The sequence below is a fragment of the Glycomyces endophyticus genome, assembly GCF_039531525.1.
Classification (GTDB): Bacteria; Actinomycetota; Actinomycetes; order Mycobacteriales; family Micromonosporaceae; genus Glycomyces; species Glycomyces endophyticus.
The window spans coordinates 1-18,461 of record NZ_BAAAQF010000015.1; the positions used below are offsets into that span (position 1 = coordinate 1).

Sequence of the window (18,461 nt, forward strand, 5' to 3'; positions counted from 1 at the left end):
CGGCGACGGCGGTGCGTGCGGCGCGGCGGCGCTTCGCCCTGCGCCACAGCGGGCCGGTGCCGGCGCCGCGGACTTCGGCGGTGGTCTGGTCGGTGTAGTCGGCGAACACGGTCGCCACGGGGTCGGGGGTGTTCACGGCTGCTCCTTCGGGTCTTCGATGCGGAGGCGCTCGGCGAGGGCGGCCCTGCCTCGGGCGAGCCAGGTGCGGACGGTCGACTCGGCGACCCGCTCCTGGTCGGCGATCTCCGCGGCGGTGAGGCCCGCGATGTAGTGGAGGACGATCGCCTTGCGGTGGCGCTCGCCGAGTTCGGCCAGCGCGCGTTCGAGGTCGACGCGGTCGGGCTGGGGCCCTTCGACGTCGGCGATGCGCTGGCGGCGCAGGAAGCGCTTGGCGAAGGCGCCGCGGCGCAGCCGGGAGGTGGCGAGGTTCCAGGCGACGCGGCGGACCCACGTCGCCGGGTTCTCGTAGGCGCTCACGGTCTTCCAGCGGGTGAGCGCTCGGGTGAACGCCTCGGCGGTGATGTCCTCGGCTTCGGCGTGGTCGCCGGTGTAGGCGCGGATCTGCGCGGTGATCTGCCCGATGTTGCGGGCGTAGAAGGCGTCGAACTCGGCCCGGCGGTCGGGGGCCGCGCGCGCTCTGGTGGTCGTGACGGTGACCGCGTCCATGGGGCTCCTCGGTGCGGGGGGTGGGGTCGTTCACCCTTCACACGAACGAGGGGCCCGGGGCGTCCCACCCGGGCCGGGGTTTTCTCGGGGGCTACTTGCCGTAGCGGCGGTCGCGGGTCGCGAAGGAGCGGACGGCGCGGAGGAAGTCGACGCGGCGGAAGTCGGGCCAGTTGGAGTCGCAGAAGTAGAACTCGGAGTACGCCGACTGCCACAGCAGGAACCCGGAGATGCGCTGCTCGCCGGAGGTGCGGATGACGAGGTCGGGGTCGGGCTGCCCGGTCATGTAGAGGTGGCGGGCGATGGAGTCGGCGTCGAGCGCCTCGGCGGCCTCTTCGAGGCCGGCGCCGGCGGCGGCCTGCTCGAGCATGAAGGAGCGGACGGCGTCGGCGATCTCGCGCTGGCCGCCGTAGCAGACGGCGAGGTTGACCTGCATGCCGCGTTTGTCGGCGGTGCGCTGCTGGGCGCGTTTGAGGGCGGCCTGGTGGTCCTCGGGGAGGAGGTCGAGGGCGCCGACCATGCGCAGCTGCCAGGGCTGGTCGTCGTCGGCGAGTTCGCCGGCGAGTTCGTCGATGATGTCGAGGAGGGGGTCGAGCTGGTCCTTGGGCCGGGTGAGGTTCTCGGTGGAGAGCAGCCAGATGGTCACGTGCTCGACGCCGAGTTCGTCGCACCAGCCGAGGAACCGCTCGATGTGCTTGGCGCCGGCGCGGTGGCCGTCGTTGGGGTCGGTCAGGCCCATGTCGCGGGCCCAGCGCCGGTTGCCGTCGACCATGACGCCGATGTGCCTGGGCAGCGGCTGGCCGGTCAGCTCGCGTGCGAGCCGACGCTCGTATATCCGGTAAAGCAGGTTCGAGATCGCCACAACCGGCAATTGTAGGCCGGGGCCCTGCGGGCCCCGGCCCTGCCTACTGCCGGTGACGCCTGGTCACCGCCCGTCGAGGCGCTGCTTGAGGGCGTCGAGCTCGGCCCACAGGACGGTGGGGAGGCGGTCGCCGAAGCGCGCGAACCAGCTTTCGACGAGCGGGACCTCCTCGGCCCACTCGGCGGGGTCGACCTCGAGGGCGGCCCGGAGGTCCGCTTCGGCGAGGTCGAGGCCGTCGACGTCGAGGGCCGCGGGGGTCGGGCAGTACCCGATCGGGGTCTCGACGGCCTCGGCGCGGCCTTCGAGGCGTTCGACGACCCATTTGAGGACGCGGGAGTTCTCGCCGAAGCCGGGCCACAGGAAGCGGCCGTCGTCACCGCGGCGGAACCAGTTGACGTAGAACACCTGCGGCATGAGGGCCTCGTCGGTGGCGGACTTGCCCATCTCGATCCAGTGGCCGAAGTAGTCGGCGGCGTTGTAGCCGATGAACGGCAGCATCGCCATCGGGTCGCGGCGGACGACGCCGACCTTGCCGGTGGCGGCGGCGGTGGTCTCGGACGAGAGGGTGGCGCCCATGTACACGCCGTGGACCCAGTCGCGGGCCTGGGTGACGAGCGGGACGGTGGTGGCGCGGCGGCCGCCGAAGAGGATCGCGTCGATCGGGACGCCGCGCGGGTCGTCGTACTGGTCGGCGAGGACCGGGCACTGCTTGATCGGCGTGCAGAAGCGGCTGTTGGGGTGGCTGGAGGGCTCCTCGGAGTCCGGGGTCCAGTCGCGGCCCTTCCAGTCGGTCAGGTGGTCGGGGGCCTCGCCCATGCCCTCCCACCAGACGTCGCCGTCGTCGGTGAGGGCGACGTTGGTGAAGAGGGTGTGGCCCTTCGCGATGGTGCGCATGGCGTTCGGGTTGGTGTGGTAGTCGGTGCCGGGGGCGACGCCGAAGAACCCGTACTCGGGGTTGGAGGCCCACAGGCGGCCGTCCTCGCCGAAGCGGAGCCAGGCGATGTCGTCGCCGAGGGTCTCGACCTTCCATCCGGGGACGGTGGGTTCGAGCATGGCGAGGTTGGTCTTGCCGCAGGCGCTGGGGAACGCGCCGGTCACGTGGTAGACCTTCCCTTTGGGGCTGGTCAGGCGCAGGATGAGCATGTGCTCGGCCATCCAGCCCTCGTCGCGGCCCATGGCGGAGGCGATGCGGAGGGCGTAGCACTTCTTCCCGAGGAGGGAGTTGCCGCCGTAGCCGGACCCGAAGGACCAGATCTCGCGGTCGCCGGGGAAGTGGGAGATGTACTTGGTCTCGTTGCAGGGCCACGGGACGTCGGCCTGGCCGGGGGCGAGCGGCGCGCCGACGGAGTGGAGGCACTTGACGAAGTCGGCGGTGCTGCCCATGCGCTCGAGGACCGGCGTGCCCATGCGGGTCATGATGTGCATGGAGGCGGCGACGTACGCGGAGTCGGTGAGCTCGACGCCGAACATGGGCCGCTCGGCGTCGAGGGAGCCCATGCAGAAGGGGACGACGTACATGGTGCGCCCGCGCATGGAGCCGCGGTAGAGGCCGGTCATGGTCTCGCGCATGTAGTCGGGCGCGGTCCAGTTGTTGGTGGGGCCGGCGTCCTCGGGGTCCTCGGAGCAGATGAAGGTGCGCTCCTCGACGCGGGCGACGTCGCCCGGGTCGGTGCGGGCGAGGTACGAGTCGGGCTTGGCCGGGACCGGGACGAGGGTCCCGAAGGCGACGAGCTCGGCGGTCAGGCGCTTCCACTCGGCCGGGGAGCCGTCGCACCACACGATCTGGTCGGGGTTCGTCAGCTCGGCGACCTCGCCGACCCAGGCGAGCAGGCGGTGGTGGCGGGTCGGCGGGTCGGTGAGTCCGACGGCGGGGTCGTCGGCGGTGGCGGCCGCGGGTGCGGCGGCGGTGACGCCGGTGGCGACTTCGATGCTCACGGTGGCTCCTTCGGTCGGCTGCTGGGCACGGACGCGGGCGCTCCGGCCGGGGCCGGTCCTTCGGACGCTACGGGAACCCGCGCGAACGCGCAGGAACTCGTGCGTGATTGAACGGCTGTTGAACAGGCGTTCCGTCTAGCGGTTCCCCGATGCTGCGCATTCAAGCTCGGAACAATCACAACTACTTGCACTTTCTGCGTCACCGCGCAGCATCGATCATCCGAGCGCGAATTTGACCGTTGCTCTCAACTAATGCGATCGATTTCGATCATGGAACGAGCGCGTTAGATCGTTGTCGCAAAACGGTTACCGGCGCATGGCAGACCGTTTTACCGTGAATCGCCCCACAGCGGGGCGTCTTGGGCGAAGATGCACAGGCAGCAACACAGCGACGAACCGTTGGAGACGCCGATGGCGCACCGTGAACCGGAACCGCAGCCGGGCCGCACGAAGACCGGGGTCGTCGCCTTCTCGGTCGCGATCGTGGTCGTGATGGCGATCGTGCTGGTCTACTTCCTGCTGCGGTGAGCACACGCCGCGGGCGGAGGCGCGCTGCGCCTCCGCCCGTGATCGATCGTGCTCAGACCGAGGGGCCCCGCCGGCGCAGCTCGTCGACGCTGACCATCGCCTCGCGCAGCTCCTTCAGCCAGTCCTCGGCGTGCTGCTCGACCAGGCGCACGCACCACGCGAGCGCGTCCTGGCGCGACGCGGCCACGCCCGAGCCCACGAGCGTGTCGAGGACGAGCCGCTCGGGCTGGCGCAGCCGGGTCGTCACCGGCAGGGACTGGTGGGTGAAGACCATCGTGGTGGACCCGCAGCGCGCGCCCCACGACGCCTGCCGGTGGTAGCGGTACTGGAGCTGCTGCGCGATCTGGACCCGCATGTCGCGCGTCGCCTCCCGGAACCGCGAGATCCGGCCCTCCTCGGTGGCGGCGCGGTCGGACTCGGTCGCGTCCCCCGGGTGGTCCGGCGTCGGCAGCGGGCAGATGATGATCATCTCGTCGCGGTCGACGGTGACGTCGGGCATCCCGGCGATCCAGCCGTCGGGGACGATCCCGAAGATCCAGGCCGGGGCGTCGTCAGTGGACGGCAGCGGGCCGTAGTGCCACGAGCCGGTGTCGTCGATGGCGGCCATTGACGGGTCTCCTCACGTTTCAGGAACGCTCCAGGTGTACCCCATCGAGTCAAGCAGCGCCAGCCGAGGGCCGCAAGCGCCGCCCCGGGGCCGTCACAGCCCGCGCATGAAGAAGCCCGCGAGCGCGCACACCGCGAACACCGCGGCCCCCACGCACGCGAGGGTCTGACCGGGCCGCGGACGCACCCGGTACTGCCACGACAGCCACACCCCCAGCACGATCGGACCGGTCGCGATGCCCAGGAACAGGGTCAGCGCCGCAAGCGCCTGCCGGACCGCGGTGTCGTCCGCGCGCAGCACCCCCAGCGCGATCGCGACCGCCAGCGCGCCCGTGGCCGCGCCGATCGCGGCGGCGGTCGCCTCGGTGTGGCGGGGCGCCTCGATCGGCAGTTCACCCTGCCGGGCGAGCGCGAGCAGCCGCCCGGACCGCTCCAGGCGGGCCCGCACGCGCTCGGTGTCGGGATCGGGATCCGGTGCTCCCGCAGGGGGAGTCGGCCCGGTGCGGCGGTGCCCGACGAAGTCGCCGAGGGACCGCCACAGGATCGCGACGGCCTTGTCGGTCTCGGCCACGAGCGTCGCGGCGGCCACCGAGGAGCGGTTGGCCTCGTCGCGGGAGGTCCGCGCGGACTCGACGGCGTCGGCGAGCTTCGCGGACTCGTCGCGGTAGGCGGTGTCGGCGGCGCGGATCTCGGCGTCGGCGTCGGCGCGGTCCTTCAGGTAAGCGGCGACGGCGCTGGCGTAGCCGCCGGTGGCGCGGTCGGTGGTGGCGCTGTCGGTCATGGCGCTCCTCATGGCAGGTCGAGCACGGCCGACGGGTTCGGCAGCAGCGCGGTCGTCCGGTACGGGATGACGACCTGCGGGACCCGGTGCCGGGCGCGGTCGAAGTAGAGGCCGCGGCGCGCGCGCGGGTACCAGGCGGGGCCGCCGCTGGCGGGCGAGAGCGGCGCGAGCTCGGGGCCCTGCACGTCGAGGGCGAGCCAGGCGTCGACGGCGTCGAAGCGGGCCGAGAAGCCGCCGAGGTCCTCGCGCAGGCGCGGTACGGACCGCCACCAGCCGAGGGTGTGGAGGTGGCGTTCGGGGCCGTCGATGAGCATGGCGCGCAGCCGGGCGGTCCCGGGTGCGTCGAGGCGCGCGGACCCGGCGTCGACGGCGTGGATGAGGTTGAGGCGGAGCATCCCGTCGCAGCGGGACTCCCAGTCCTTGCAAGCTGAGTCGAGGTCGTCGTGCCAGTCGACCTCGGCGCCCTCGGTCTCCAGGGCCGCGGCGAGCGCGAGCGCGGAGGCGGCGGCGTCGGGTTCGAGGCAGCAGATGTCGACGCCGATGCGCTGGCCCCGTTCGTGGGCGCCGCGCGCGGCGGTGAGCGCGGCGGAGGCGAGGATGTCGGCGGCCTCGCCGGTGCGGGTGCCGAGGATCGCGAGGTTGCGGCCGGGGGCGCGGTGGAGGGCGAGTTCGGCGCCGCGGGAGGCGACGTCGATGGTCTGGCCCAGGAACGCGGTGTCGGGCGCGGGGACGGCGTTGGTGAGGTCGGGGACGTGGTCGCCGTCGAAGAGCGCGGGCGGTTCGTTGTCGCTGCCGCGGGCCTCCCAGAGGCGCTGCTGGAGGGGTTCCCAGGCGTCGGCGTGGCCGGCGTTGGGCACGGCGACGATGCGGTTGGCGCCGGTGTGGCCGGACTCGTCGTTGACGACGGCGTGGAAGCGGGCGACGGTGTCGGCGGCGTGGTTGGACTCGGCGAGGACCCTGCGGGCCTTGGGGAGCGCGATGCGGAGCGTGAACTGGGCGACGAGGCTGGGGCGGCCCCAGAGGGCCTCGATGCCGGCGATGTCCTGCGAGGCGAGGACGAGGTGGATGCCCTGGCTGCGGCCGCGGCGGGCGAGGTCCTCGAGGAGCTGCACGGCTTCGTCGGTGACGGCGTCGCGGGCTTCGAGGAGGACCTGGAACTCGTCGACGACGGCGACGATGCGCGGCCAGTGGCCGTCGGGGTCGGCGTCGCGGAGCTCTTCGAGCTTGGTGGCCTCGTGGGCCTTGGCGGCCTCGGCGCGGCGGCGCAGCTCGTCCTTGAGGTGGCGCAGGAGCGCGAGGCCGAACTCGCGGTCGTCGTTGATGTTGACGCCGACGAGGCGCACGTGCGGGAGCCAGGTGGGGTCGCGGCGCCCGGAGGCGAAGCGCGCGAAGGAGACGCCCTCCTTGAAGTCGAGGAGGTACAGCGCGAGCTCGTCGGGGCTGTAGTTGGAGGCGAGCCCGGCGATCCAGGCGTAGAGGAGGTTGGTCTTGCCGGAGCCGGAGGGGCCGCCGACGAGCGCGTGGGGCGGGTTGTCGCCGAGGGCGAGCCTGGCGACCTCGCCGGCGGCGGTCTCGCCGATGGCGGCCTGGAGCCCGGTGGCGGAGGAGGCGTTCCACAGCCGCTGCGGGAGCAGGTCGACCAGGCGCGCGGGTTCCCTTCCGGCGCGGTGCTTCTCGGCGATGAGCTTGGCGGCCTTGGTGACGATGGCGGCGGGCGGCGGCGGGTCGAGTTCGATCGGCGCGCCGGGGAGCGCGGTCGCGCCGGTGGCGGTGAGGCGCGGCAGGTCGGCGGGTCCGGCGTCGTCGTCGCCGACGATGACGAGGTGCACGCCGGCGGCGACGCCGGTGCGGCGCAGCCGGGCGAGCTGGGCCTGGTCGTGGGCGGGCCAGGCGGCGAGGTCGGCGTTGAGGAGGACGAGGACGCGCCAGGGCTCGGGCCGGCGCCCGGTGGCGGCGGCGAGCGCGGCGAGCGACTCGTGCTCGCCGGCGAGCACGTCGGCGTTGACGCGGCGCACGGTCTCCACGAGGGAGTCGAGCTCCTCGCGGAGCCCGGAGGGCCCGACGAAGGACAGCAGCCCGGCCTTCCCGAGCGCGGCGAACGCCGAGAGCGAGCCGCCGAGGTGCTCGGGGTCGTACATGTGCAGCCGCACGAGCCCGGCCGGCACGGCCCCGACCGCGCGCAGCAGCAGGCCCGGGAGCGCATGGGCCGCTTCGGTGTCGATGCGCAGGTGCGACCGGTCGAGCAGCGGCATGAGCGCAGGGAGTGAGGTCTCGGTCACTGAGGGTCCTGGATTGTCACACCCCCCTGCCACAATGGACGAGCCGGCTGATGCAGTCGCGGCCCCCGGAGGGATCCCTCCGGCGGCGGCGAGGTCATCGCCACGCTCGACCGGAGCGCGCCCGGTCGAGGCGGTATCCGGCATGGCGGTGGAGGTGGTGGGTGGGGTGGGGGGGAGGGAGGGCCCCCGGAGCGGCGCGGCGCTGTTGGCGATGCGGCCGACCCGCAGCAGCGGCGCGTGTCCGCGCCCGAGTCCCGACTCCGGCCGCCATTCGCTCCACAGTGCCCCGGCGGCCGCGGGTGCGGCGTCGGCGGCGGCTTGGAGTGCCGCGCGGTGGCCGCCTTCGACGGCCGCGGACTTGCGCGCCTCGAGCGTGGCGATCATCTTCTCGTGGATGTTGCGCAACTGCGTCTGCTTGCGACTCGCGTCGCCGATGACCTGCTCGGCGCGGCCGCGCTCGGTCTCGGCCCGCTCGGCGGTGCGCTCGGCGAGGAGGCGGGCCTCGCCGCGGGCGCGGGCGAGCTCGTCGCCCATGGCCGCCACCAGTCGTCTGCGCCAGCTGCTCATGGTCAGGCCCTCCGCTCGGTCTTCGGGTGCTCGTCTTGCGGGCCCTGCCGGGGCAGGCGGTGCATGGCGGCGACCAGCACGGGGCCGATCGCGGCGGTGCGGGCCGCGTCCTCGCCGGTGCCGACGCCGAGCGTGCACGCGGAGGCGAGCGCCTCGGCCACGTGGAGCGGCTCGGCCTTCGGCACGAGCGCGCGGACCTTGGCGACGCACTTGTCGCGCAGGACCGGAACGTCGCTCGCGTTCGGGTTGCGGCCCAGGTGCTCCGCGGCGAGGCTGCGCACCAGCGGCCACGCGAGGCCGGGCAGCTTCACGCCGGTCTCGGGCCCGGCGTCGCGCAGGCGCTTGCAGTAGGCGTCGGCGTTCCCCTCCCCCGCGGCCTTGAGCAGCTCGTTGAAGAGGCGGGTGGGCGGGACCTTCTCGGGTTCGGCGTCGCCGCTGCGGTCGCACAGCTCGTTGACGCGGTCGGTCCACCACCGGCGGGGATCCACAGGGGGCGGTGCGGCGGCGGGGACGCCGGCGGCCGGCGCGGTCGCGGCGGCGGGCCCCGTGCCGGCGCCGATGGCCGCGAGGTAGTCGTCGAGGGCCTCGGCGACCTCGCCGAGGCGGAGGCGGGCCGCGTCGAGGCGCTCGCGGGCGGCGCCGAGCTTGTGGAGGCCCACTTCGGCGTTGGACTCGCGCGAGGCCTCCTTCAGTTCGGTCTGCGCGGCCTCGAAGTGGGCGTCGGCGGCGTCGAACGCGGGGAGGGGGAGATCGGCGGCGAGGGCCTTGAGGCTCCCGGCGAGGGCGGCGACGTCCACAGGGGTCTCCGTTCTAGAGGGTCGCGGCGTACGCCTCGGCCTGCTCGGCCGCGGCGAAGGTCGCGGCCAGGGACTGCTCCAGCTCCGCGGCGGCCTGCGCGAGCGCGGCCTGCGCGGTGGCGACGGAGTCGTGGCCGGACCCGGCCGTGACGGCGGTCAGGCCGCCTTGGGCCGCTTCGATGTTCTGGCTGGCGGCGGTGATGGCGGCCTGCCCGTCGCGGACCTGCTGGAGGGCGGCGGCGATGGCGGACTTGAGTTCGGCGACGCTCACGGTGGACACGAGCCCATTCTCGCGGAGATCCCGCCCACTTTCCGTGATGATGTCGCAACCCGGCGTGTCTGGTTTGTCGGATTCCCGACTGTCCAGTGACAACCAGTGTTGCTTTCGATGCATTTTTATGTGGCGGAGTGACGTACCTCCCAACTACAGTGTGAGTACCAACAGGGCTGAACCGATTGCGGTTCGCAGGCTTCACCGAGGCCAGCCCCCATACATCGACACCCGGGAGGCGACCGTGCCAGTGCAACGCACTTACGTCCTCGACACTTCGGTTCTGCTGTCAGACCCAGGAGCGTTCTCACGGTTCGACGAACACCACGTGGTCATCCCGCTCGTCGTAGTCAGCGAGCTTGAGGCCAAACGCCACCACCCCGAGCTGGGCTGGTTCGCCCGGGAGTGCCTCAGGCGCCTCGACGAACTCCGCATCAAGCACGGTCGTCTCGATCAGCCCATCGACATCGGGGACCACGGCGGTTCCATCCGGGTCGAGCTCAACCACGTGGACACCTCCGGTCTTCCGGCCGGGTTCGCCGTGGACACGAACGACTCTCGCATCATCGCCGTCACCCGGGCCCTCGGGCTCGAGGGCGCCGACGCCGTCCTCGTCACCAAGGACATGCCGCTGCGGGTCAAGGCCTCCGCGGTCGGCATCCCCACCGAGGAGTTCCGGCACGGCCAGGCCGTCGACCCGACCTGGTCGGGCATGGCGGAGGTGTCCGTGTCCGACGAGGTCATCGACGCCCTCTTCGACGGCGGCGACGTCGACCTCCCGCACGACCTGGAGCTGCCCTGCCACACCGGGCTGGTGCTCACCGGCGCCAGCTCGAAGGCGCTGGGCCGCGTCACCGTCGACAAGAAGATCCGCCTGATCCGCGGCCGCGAGGCCTTCGGGATCCACGGCCGCTCGGCCGAGCAGCGCGTCGCCATCGACCTGCTGCTGGACCCCGAGATCGGGATCGTCTCGCTCGGCGGCAAGGCCGGCACCGGCAAGTCCGCGATGGCGCTGTGCGCGGGCCTGGAGCAGGCGCTGGAGCGCGAGGTCTTCAAGAAGGTCATCGTGTTCCGTCCCCTGTACGCGGTCGGCGGCCAGCAGCTCGGGTACCTGCCCGGGTCCGAGAACGAGAAGATGAGCCCGTGGGGCCAGGCGGTGTTCGACACCCTCGGAGCCGTCACCGACGACAACGTCATCAACGAGGTGGTCGAGCGCGGGATGCTCGAGGTCCTGCCGCTCACGCACATCCGCGGCCGCAGCCTCCACGACGCGTTCGTCATCGTCGACGAGGCGCAGTCCCTGGAGCGCGGCGTCCTGCTCACGGTGCTCTCACGCATCGGTCAGGGCTCCAAAGTGGTCCTCACCCACGACGTCGCCCAGCGCGACAACCTGCGGGTGGGCCGCTTCGACGGGGTCGCCAGCGTCATCGACGTGCTCAAGGGCCACCCACTCTTCGCGCACGTGACGCTTACGCGCAGTGAGCGTTCGGAGATCGCGGAGATGGTCACCAACCTGCTGGAAGGCTGACCGGCCAGCTCTGGCATGCTGTGTCCCGGGCGTCTGTCCACAGACGCCCGGGACACAGGAGTAGAGCGAATGATCCCACTGCTGACCCGCTACGGCGCGAAAGTCGCCGCCGTGCTCGTCCTGGCATTGGGGGCCGTCATAGCCGTCAACGCCGTGACCGACGACCCATCCGAGCAGGACGCCCAGCATCCCAGTCAGGCCGCCGCCGAGCAGCAGGCCGACGCCGAGGAGGCGTACGAGGAAGTCCGCTACCTGCACGTCAACTACATCGCCGAGACCGCCGGCGCCGACGTCAGCGTCAAGGCCGACGCGCTCGCCGACTTCGCGGCGGACCGGGCCGAGAGCCTGAACAGCGCCCAGGAGGACGCCGACCAGGCGGAGGCCGAAGCGGAGGCCGAGGCCGAGGCGAACACCAACCCGACGTCGGTCGACGTCCCGTCGGACTGCTCCGACTACTCCGGGAACAAGGCCACCGGCTGCGCCATGGCGCTCGAGCGCGGCTTCGACCTCGAGCAGGTCGGGTGCCTCGTGGCCCTGTGGAACCGCGAGTCCGGTTGGAACGAGTACGCGGCCAACGGGATCGGCGCCTACGGCATCCCGCAGGCCCTGCCCGGCGACAAGATGGCCAGCGAGGGCTCCGACTGGGAGACCAACCCGGTCACCCAGATCAGCTGGGGCCTCGGGTACATCGAGGGCCGCTACGGCACGCCGTGCGAGGCGTGGAACCACTCCGAAGAAGTCGGCTGGTACTAGACACGGGGAACGGGGCGGGCGCTCAGGCGCCCGCCCCGTTCCGTCCCTCCCCCTGTTCTCCCCTCCCCCAGGAGCCCCCTTTGATCCCCAAGCTGACCCGCCATGCCGCCCGGATCGCCGCGGTGGTCGTGCTCGCCCTCGGGGCCGTGATCGCGGTGATCGCCGCGACGGACCGGCCCTCGGACGAGGACGCGAAGCATCCGAGCAACGCCGCGGCCGAGCAGCAGGCCGATGCGCAGGACGCGTTCGACGAGGCGCGCGGGCACCATCTGGACTACATCGCGGCGACCGCGGGCGCGGACGTGACGGTGAAGGCCGCGGCGGTGTCGGAGTACGCGGCGGACAGGGCGCAGGGCCTGGACGACGCCCAGGAGGACGCCGACCAGGCCGCCGAGGAGGCCGCGATGCACACGAATCCGACGTCAGTCGACATTCCGTCCAGTTGCGACGAGTTCTCCGGGAACCGGGCCACGGGGTGTGCGATCACCCTGGACCGGGGGTTCGACCTGGAGCAGTTCGCGTGTCTGGAGCTGCTGTGGAGCAAGGAGTCCGGCTGGAACGAGCTCGCCGAGAACTCGATCGGCGCCTACGGCATCCCGCAGGCCTACCCGGGGTCGAAGATGGTCAGCGAGGGGGACGACTGGGAGACCAACCCCGTCACGCAGATCCGCTGGGGCCTGGGCTACATCGAGGGCAAGTACGGGACGCCCTGCGACGCCTGGGCGTACTCCGAGGCCGAGGGGTTCTACTGAGCGGGTCTTGAGGTAGCCGCCGATGACAACGAGGGCGACGATGCCGGAGGCGATGGTGAGGCGCTGGAGGAGGCCGCCCATCTCCAGCCACGGCGGGCGGGGGACGCCCCACCACTCCAGGACGTACGGCAGCGACGTGAACGTGAGGACCGCGACGGAGAACCAGGCGCAGCCGATGACGGTGTTCGCGCGGCGGGCCCGGTCGGGCTCGGTGCGGCGGAGCCAGCGGCCGAAGACGATGCCGAGGATCGCCATGATGCAGAAGGCCACGAACGCGGCGTAGCGGTGCACGTAGTGGTGCATGGTGAAGTCGGTGACCCCGTCGCGGTCGGAGGGGACGATCGCGACGACGGCGATGGCGGCGGCCCACGCGAAGAGCGACCACGAGAGCCACGGCGGCGCTCCGACGTTCCGGGCCTGGAGCCCGTAGGCGGCCGCGCCGAGGGAGAACAGACCGAGCGCGACCGGCAGGAGCCAGCCGAGCGGGGTGTACAGGTGGATGCTGATGACCTTGTAGAGCGGGTTGAGTCCGGAGGTGGCGTGGAGGACGACCATGGCGACGAGGCCGGCGAGCATCGACGCGTTCCCGAATCCCACGAATCCACTGGGGACCGACACTGCGGCCCGGTTCGCTGCGGGGGCAAAAGAAACCATGTAGAAAAGGATCGCGATTTCCGGGTCCGGAATCAGTCACGCGGACACCCGAATCCCTCCCCCCGCCAGCACCCGGGGCGAGGTAGCGCCTGCCCTACCGCGGACCCTCCCCCGGCGGTGCGCGGGTGTGCGAGGCTTGCGGCATGAACGAGTTGGCCGGAGCGCTGTCCCCGTACCTTCGCCAGCACGCCGGGAACCCGGTGGCGTGGCGCCAGTGGGGGCCGGGGGCGCTCGCCGACGCCGCGGCGCGGGACGTGCCGCTGCTGATCTCGATCGGGTACTCGACGTGCCACTGGTGCCACGTGATGGCCCACGAGTCGTTCGAGGACCGGACGGTGGCGGCCGCGATCAACGACCGGTTCGTCGCCGTCAAGGTCGACCGGGAGGAGCGCCCGGACCTGGACGCGGTGTACATGCAGGCGACGATGGCGATCACGGGGCAGGGCGGCTGGCCGATGACGGTGTTCGCGTTCCCGGACGGGACGCCGTTCTTCGCGGGCACGTACTTTCCGAAGGCGCACTTCCTGCGGCTGCTCGACGCGGTCCACGAGGCCTGGGGCGGCCAGCGCGAGGAGCTGCGGCACCAGGGCGCGGCGATCGTGGAGGCGAGCGCGAAGGGCGGGCCGGCGTTCGCCGACGTGACGGTGGCGTGCCCGCTGGACGGGCCGTGCCCGCCGGCGCCGCCGATCCGCGAGTCGCTGCTCGACCGGGCCGCGGATTCGATCCTGGCGTCGGCGGACACCGTGCACGGCGGGTTCGGTTCGGCGCCGAAGTTCCCGGGGGTGCCGTCGCTGCGGTTCCTGCTGGACGCGTACGTGCGCACCGGCGACGAGCGGCTGCTGGGCCATGTGCGGCTGACGGCGGAACGGATGGCGCGCGGCGGGATCTACGACCAGCTCGAAGGCGGGTTCGCGCGGTACAGCGTCGACGCGGCGTGGACGGTGCCGCACTTCGAGAAGATGCTGTACGACAACGCCGAGCTGCTGTGGCTGTACGCGCGCCTCGCCGGCGAGGGCGAGCTGTTCGCGCGGGTCGCCGACGAGACGGCGGCGTTCCTGCTGGAGCGGTTCACGACGCCGGAGGGCGGGTTCGCGGCGGCGTTCGACGCCGACACCGACGGCGTGGAGGGCCGCACGTACGTGTGGACGTTCGCGGAGCTGGAGGCCGCGCTCGGCGAGGACGCCGTGTTCGCGGCGGAGGCGTTCGGGGTCGACCCGGCGCGCCCGAACTTCGAGCACGACGCGAACGTGCTGGAGCTGCCGGCCGACCCGGCCGACGGGGCCCGCTTCGCGGCGGTGCGGCACCGGCTGCTGGAGGCGCGGCGGCGCCGGGCCCAGCCCGCGCGCGACGACAAGGTGGTGGCGGCGTGGAACGGGCTCGCCATCGGCGCGCTCGCGGAGTACGCGTCGCGCACCGGGCACCGGGACTCGCTGCTGGCGGCCGAGCGGGCCGCGGCGTTCCTCGCGGAGCGGCACCTGGGCGCGGACGGGCGGCTCGCGCGGGCCTCGCTGGGCGGGGAGGTGTCGGAGGCGCCGGGCGTCCTGGAGGACTACGCGGCGGTCGCGCTGGGGTTCCTGCGGCTGGGTGGCGAGTGGACCGACCGGGCCCGGGCGCTGCTGGAGCAGGTGCGGGCGCACTTCGGCGACGGTCTCGGGGGCTTCTTCGACACGGCCGCCGACGCGGAGCGGCTCGTGTCGCGCCCCGCGGACGTGCACGACGGGCCGACCGCGTCGGGCTGGGCGCTGGCGGCGGCCGCGCTCCTGGAGGCGTACGAGGCGACCGGCGACGAGACGTACAAGGACGACGCGTGGCGGGCGATCGCGCGGGCGGAGCCGGTCATGGGCGGGAACCCGCGGTTCACCGCCGGGCTTCATGCGGCGGCGGAGGCGCTGGTCAGGGCCCAGCGGTAGCGGTCGGCCGATTGGGCCGGGAATCACAGCCGCTCCCACCGGAATTCGCCTTGCCGGTCGACTAGCGGCCCGCATACGTTTGAGCGTTGTGAAGCCCAACCCGCTGCGGCCCCCGAGGCTGTCCCCGGACGACATCCCCGCCGACCCGTGGCGGTACCTGCTGTTCATCGCGAAGGAGCAGCGCGGGCCGGTCGCGCTCGGGTTCGTGCTCTTGAGCGTCTCGGGCGCGGCGTGGGTGCTGCTGCCGTGGACGATCTCGCAGATCATCGACGAGGTGCTCGTGGCGGGCACCGCCGAGCCGCTGCTGCCGTGGGGCCTCGCCCTGGGCGGGGTGGCGATCGCGTCGTCGTGGGTGTTCGTGGCCGGGTACCGGGCGCTGTTCATGGCGGAGTCGCGGGCCCGCGTGCGGACCGTGGAGAACCTGACCGACCACCTGAACCGGGCCGGCACCGGCGTGCGCGGCGCGGTCTCCCCCGGTGAGATGGTGAACCTGTCCACGCAGGACGCCCACAAGACGGGGTCGTTCGTCTTCCAGCTGGGCTTCGGTTGGATGGGTGTGGTCCAGATGGTCCTGGGCGCGGTCCTGCTGTGGGACGCGAGTCCGGCGCTGGGGCTGGTCCTGCTCGGCGGCGTCGTGGTCATCGGCTTCGTCGTCGGCCCGGTCCTGGGCCGCCTCCAGCACCACCAGATCGCCTACCGGGCCTCGGTCGCCACGCTCACCGGGCAGGCGTCCGACGTCGTCGGGGGCCTGCGGGTGCTCCGCGGCGTCGGCGGCGAGGAGCAGTTCTCGCGCCGCTACCGGGACGCCTCGACGGACCTGCGGGACGCCGGGTACGGCGTCGCCACCGCGGACTCGTGGGTCCAGGGTCTGCGCACCAGCCTGCCGCTCGCGCTCATCGCCGCCGTCACCTGGGTCGGCGCGCGCCTCGCCCTGGACGGGTCGATCTCGATCGGCGAGCTGTCGGCCGCGTTCGGCGTGACCGCGCTCGTCGCCCAGCATTCGGGCGCGATGATCGGCATGGCGCAGGCCGTCATCGCCGCGCAGGTCGCCTCCCGGCGGCTCACCGCGTTCTTCGCGACCCGCAGCGACATCGCCGACGAGGGCGCCGGCCGCGGCGCCGCCGGGCCGCTGCGCGACCCCGAGTCCGGGCTCGCGATCGAGCCCGGGCGCCTCACCGTGGTCGTCAGCGCCGAGGCGAAGCCCGCCGAGGCCGCCGTGGAGCGCCTCGCGCGGTACCGCGAGTCCGGCGCCGAATGGGGCGGCGACCGCCTCGACGCGCTGGCGCTCGACGAGGTCCGCGAACGGGTCCTCCTCCTGCGCGAGGACTATTTGTTCGCCCAGTCCCTGGGCGAGACCCTCCGTGTCGACGGGGACCGCGCGCTCGCGGCGATCGCGGCCGCCGGCGCGGGCGACGTCCTCTCCAGCCTCGGGTCCACGCTCGACGGCGAGATCACCAACGGTGGCCGGAACCTCTCCGGCGGCCAGCGCCAGCGCCTGCGCCTCGCGCGGGCTCTCGCCGCCGACGCGGAGGTCCTCCTCGCGGTCGAGCCGACCAGCGCCGTCGACGCGCACACCGAGAACCTCATCGCCGAGCGCGTGGCGGCGGCCCGCGCGGGGCGCACCACCGCGGTCGTGTCCGCGTCGCCGCTGTGGCTGGCCCGCGCCGACCGGGTCGCGTGGATGGTGGACGGCAAGGTCCACGCCGTCGGCTCGCACGCCGCGCTGTCGGCGCACGGCGAGTACCGGTCCCTCACGTCCAGGCAGGAGTCCTGATGAGCGCCTTCGACAACGCCCGCCTGCCGGTCGCCGACCGGGCGGCGATGACGGAGGCGATCAAGCGCCTCGTCGCCGCCGACCGGCGCTCGTTCGCCGCGGTCCTGGTCCTCTACGTGGCGGCCGCGGGCGCCGGGGCGGCCCTGCCGGTGATGCTCGGCTCGGTCATCGACGGCATCGGCACGGGGTGGACGGCGACGCGCGTCGACCTCATATGCGGGGCGATCGTCGCGTGCGTGGTGCTGCAGCTGGTGCTCATGCGCACCGGCCGGCGGCTGGGGTACCGGCTGGGCGAGCGGGCCGCGGCGCGGCTGCGCGAGTCGTTCGTCGACCGGGTGCTGCGGCTGCCGCTGGGCACCGTGGAGCGGGCCGGCACGGGCGACCTCGCGACGCGCACCTCCGGTGACGTCGGCGCGGTCGCGGAGCTGCTGCGCAAGACCGCGCCCGAGGTCGCCGTGGCGATGATCGAGGGCGTGGTCATCATCGTGGCGGCGTTCGTGGTGGACTGGCGGCTCGGGCTGCTGTTCCTGGCGGGCATGCCGATGCTGTTCGTGGCGGGGCGGCGGTACCTGCGCCTGGCGAGCCCGGTGTTCCTGAGCGAGCGGGCGGCGATGAGCGAGATCGCGGAGACGGCGACGGCGTCGGCCTCGGGGGCGACGACGGTGGCGGCGTACCGGATGCAGGGCGAGCGGCGCGACGCCGGCTACGCGCGGGCGGCGACGCACATGGACCGGCTCAAGGGCATCATCCGGCTGCAGACGTGGTTCTTCCCGGCGACGGACCTGACGTTCCTGACGCCCGCCGTGGTGGTCACCGTGGTGGGCGGCCTGTGGTACCTGGAGGGGTGGGTCTCGGTCGGGGAGGTCGTGGCGGTCGCGATGCTGACGCTGCGCCTCGACGGGCCGGTGTTCCGGTCCATGATGTCGCTCAGCGAGTTCCAGATGGGCGGGGCGGCGATGGCGCGCGTCGAGGGCGTGCACCTGATGCCCGACGAGGTCCGCGACGCGGCGCCCGCGGGCGCGGAGGTGCGCCTCGACGACGTGGTGTTCGGGTACGGCGACGGCCCCGACGTGCTGCACCGGTTGAGCCTGCACCCGCGGCGCGGCGAGCGCCTCGTGGTCGTCGGCCCCTCGGGGGCGGGGAAGTCCACGATCGCGCGCCTGGTGGCCGGGATCGACCGGCCGCGGTCGGGCGCGGTGACGCTCGGCGGCGTGCCGGTCGCGGACGTGCCGCTGGAGGTGCTGCGCCGCAAGGTCGTCCTGGTGACGCAGGAGCACTACGTGTTCACGGCGACGCTGCGGGAGAACCTGAACCTGGCCGCGCCGGAGGCGAGCGACGGGGCGCTGCTCGACGCGCTCGCCCTGGTCGACGCCCGGTGGGCGGCCGACCTGCCGGAGGGCCTGGACACGATGCTCGGCGAGGAGTTCCACGGGCTGAACCTGGCGGAGTCGCAGCAGCTCGCGCTCGCGCGCGTGATCCTCGCGGACCCGGACGTGGTGATCTTGGACGAGGCGACCGCGGGGATCGATCCGGGCAGCGCGGGGAACGTGGAGGCGTCCCTCGCGGCGGCTCTCCACGGCCGCACCGTGATCGCGATCGCGCACCAGCTGCAGGCGGCCGAGTCGGCCGACCGGATCGCGGTCGTGCAGGACGGCCGCGTCGCCGAGGAGGGCGCGCACGCGGACCTGCTGGAGGCGGGCGGCGTCTACGCGGGCCTGTACCGGGCGTGGAAGGGCGTCGCGGCCTGATCCCACCTGTTCGAGGGATATGCGCGCAGCAACGCTACAAAATACCAGAAATT

14 protein-coding genes and 1 pseudogene are annotated in these 18,461 nt (G+C 73.0%); 6 read left to right on the forward strand and 9 right to left on the reverse strand.

All coding sequences use genetic code 11. The features are described 5' to 3' along the window. Positions 1–132: 132 nt before the first annotated feature. From ABD419_RS17385 to ABD419_RS17420, 8 genes are all read right to left on the reverse strand, one after another. Positions 133–666, reverse strand: coding sequence for an RNA polymerase sigma factor (locus tag ABD419_RS17385; RefSeq protein WP_344488682.1), 534 nt, complete (start codon positions 664–666; stop codon positions 133–135). A 91-nt stretch (positions 667–757) separates the two neighbouring features. Then, on the reverse strand, positions 758–1,525 hold the full coding sequence (locus tag ABD419_RS17390; protein WP_344488685.1) for an isoprenyl transferase: 768 nt from the start codon (positions 1,523–1,525) through the stop codon (positions 758–760). Positions 1,526–1,588: 63 nt separating this feature from the next. Further along, entirely contained in the window at positions 1,589–3,460 is a 1,872-nt protein-coding gene (locus tag ABD419_RS17395) for a phosphoenolpyruvate carboxykinase (GTP) (RefSeq protein ID WP_425556101.1), read from the reverse strand. A 580-nt stretch (positions 3,461–4,040) separates the two neighbouring features. Next, entirely contained in the window at positions 4,041–4,595 is a 555-nt protein-coding gene (locus tag ABD419_RS17400; RefSeq protein WP_344488688.1) for a hypothetical protein, read from the reverse strand. A 93-nt stretch (positions 4,596–4,688) separates the two neighbouring features. Beyond that, a complete protein-coding gene (locus ABD419_RS17405; RefSeq protein WP_344488691.1) occupies positions 4,689–5,375 on the reverse strand; it encodes a hypothetical protein in 687 nt (228 codons plus the stop codon). Positions 5,376–5,383: 8 nt separating this feature from the next. Then, positions 5,384–8,221 carry an FtsK/SpoIIIE domain-containing protein gene (locus tag ABD419_RS17410; RefSeq protein ID WP_344488694.1) on the reverse strand — a complete coding sequence of 946 codons (2,838 nt, stop codon included), beginning with the start codon at positions 8,219–8,221 and terminating at the stop codon, positions 5,384–5,386. A 2-nt stretch (positions 8,222–8,223) separates the two neighbouring features. After that, positions 8,224–9,018, reverse strand: coding sequence for a hypothetical protein (locus ABD419_RS17415; RefSeq protein ID WP_344488697.1), 795 nt, complete (start codon positions 9,016–9,018; stop codon positions 8,224–8,226). Between the two features lie 13 nt (positions 9,019–9,031). Then, positions 9,032–9,298: a hypothetical protein gene (locus tag ABD419_RS17420; protein WP_219926995.1), complete on the reverse strand. Its 267-nt coding sequence runs from the start codon at positions 9,296–9,298 to the stop codon at positions 9,032–9,034. A gap of 235 nt (positions 9,299–9,533) precedes the next feature. Here ABD419_RS17420 and phoH2 point away from each other — a divergent pair, with 235 nt between their 5' ends. The 3 genes from phoH2 to ABD419_RS17435 all read left to right on the forward strand — a co-directional run bounded on the left by phoH2 (position 9,534) and on the right by ABD419_RS17435 (position 12,322). Beyond that, on the forward strand, positions 9,534–10,817 hold the full coding sequence (gene phoH2, locus ABD419_RS17425; protein ID WP_344488706.1) for an RNA 5'-3' helicase PhoH2: 1,284 nt from the start codon (positions 9,534–9,536) through the stop codon (positions 10,815–10,817). 69 nt (positions 10,818–10,886) lie between these two features. Next, complete coding sequence (locus ABD419_RS17430; RefSeq protein ID WP_344488709.1) at positions 10,887–11,570, forward strand: aggregation-promoting factor C-terminal-like domain-containing protein; 684 nt, start codon at positions 10,887–10,889, stop codon at positions 11,568–11,570. Positions 11,571–11,650: 80 nt separating this feature from the next. Then, on the forward strand, positions 11,651–12,322 hold the full coding sequence (locus ABD419_RS17435) for an aggregation-promoting factor C-terminal-like domain-containing protein (RefSeq protein ID WP_344488712.1): 672 nt from the start codon (positions 11,651–11,653) through the stop codon (positions 12,320–12,322). A 78-nt stretch (positions 12,323–12,400) separates the two neighbouring features. On the opposite strand, the pseudogene ABD419_RS24990 reads toward ABD419_RS17435, so the two are convergent. Next, positions 12,401–12,976: pseudogene (locus tag ABD419_RS24990) on the reverse strand (DUF998 domain-containing protein); the annotation flags it as partial. 143 nt (positions 12,977–13,119) lie between these two features. Between ABD419_RS24990 and ABD419_RS17445 the strand changes: the two are divergent. From ABD419_RS17445 to ABD419_RS17455, 3 genes are all read left to right on the forward strand, one after another. Next, positions 13,120–14,886, forward strand: a complete 1,767-nt coding sequence (locus ABD419_RS17445) for a thioredoxin domain-containing protein (protein ID WP_344488718.1) — start codon at positions 13,120–13,122, stop codon at positions 14,884–14,886. A gap of 88 nt (positions 14,887–14,974) precedes the next feature. Then, positions 14,975–16,660, forward strand: coding sequence for an ABC transporter transmembrane domain-containing protein (locus tag ABD419_RS17450; protein WP_344488721.1), 1,686 nt, complete (start codon positions 14,975–14,977; stop codon positions 16,658–16,660). Then, positions 16,660–18,408 (forward strand): ABC transporter ATP-binding protein, encoded by a 1,749-nt coding sequence (locus ABD419_RS17455; RefSeq protein ID WP_344488724.1) that lies wholly within the window; start codon positions 16,660–16,662, stop codon positions 18,406–18,408. The genes ABD419_RS17450 and ABD419_RS17455 overlap by 1 nt, the downstream gene beginning before the upstream one ends. Positions 18,409–18,461: the final 53 nt, after the last annotated feature.

Coding starts and splice junctions, on each gene's coding strand:
- ABD419_RS17385 (WP_344488682.1), bottom strand. CDS start 666: ATGGACGCGGTCACCGTCACGACCACCAGAGCGCGCGCGGCCCCCGAC.
- ABD419_RS17400 (WP_344488688.1), bottom strand. CDS start 4,595: ATGGCCGCCATCGACGACACCGGCTCGTGGCACTACGGCCCGCTGCCG.
- ABD419_RS17405 (WP_344488691.1), bottom strand. CDS start 5,375: ATGACCGACAGCGCCACCACCGACCGCGCCACCGGCGGCTACGCCAGC.
- ABD419_RS17410 (WP_344488694.1), bottom strand. CDS start 8,221: ATGAGCAGCTGGCGCAGACGACTGGTGGCGGCCATGGGCGACGAGCTC.
- ABD419_RS17430 (WP_344488709.1), top strand. CDS start 10,887: ATGATCCCACTGCTGACCCGCTACGGCGCGAAAGTCGCCGCCGTGCTC.
- ABD419_RS17445 (WP_344488718.1), top strand. CDS start 13,120: ATGAACGAGTTGGCCGGAGCGCTGTCCCCGTACCTTCGCCAGCACGCC.
- ABD419_RS17455 (WP_344488724.1), top strand. CDS start 16,660: ATGAGCGCCTTCGACAACGCCCGCCTGCCGGTCGCCGACCGGGCGGCG.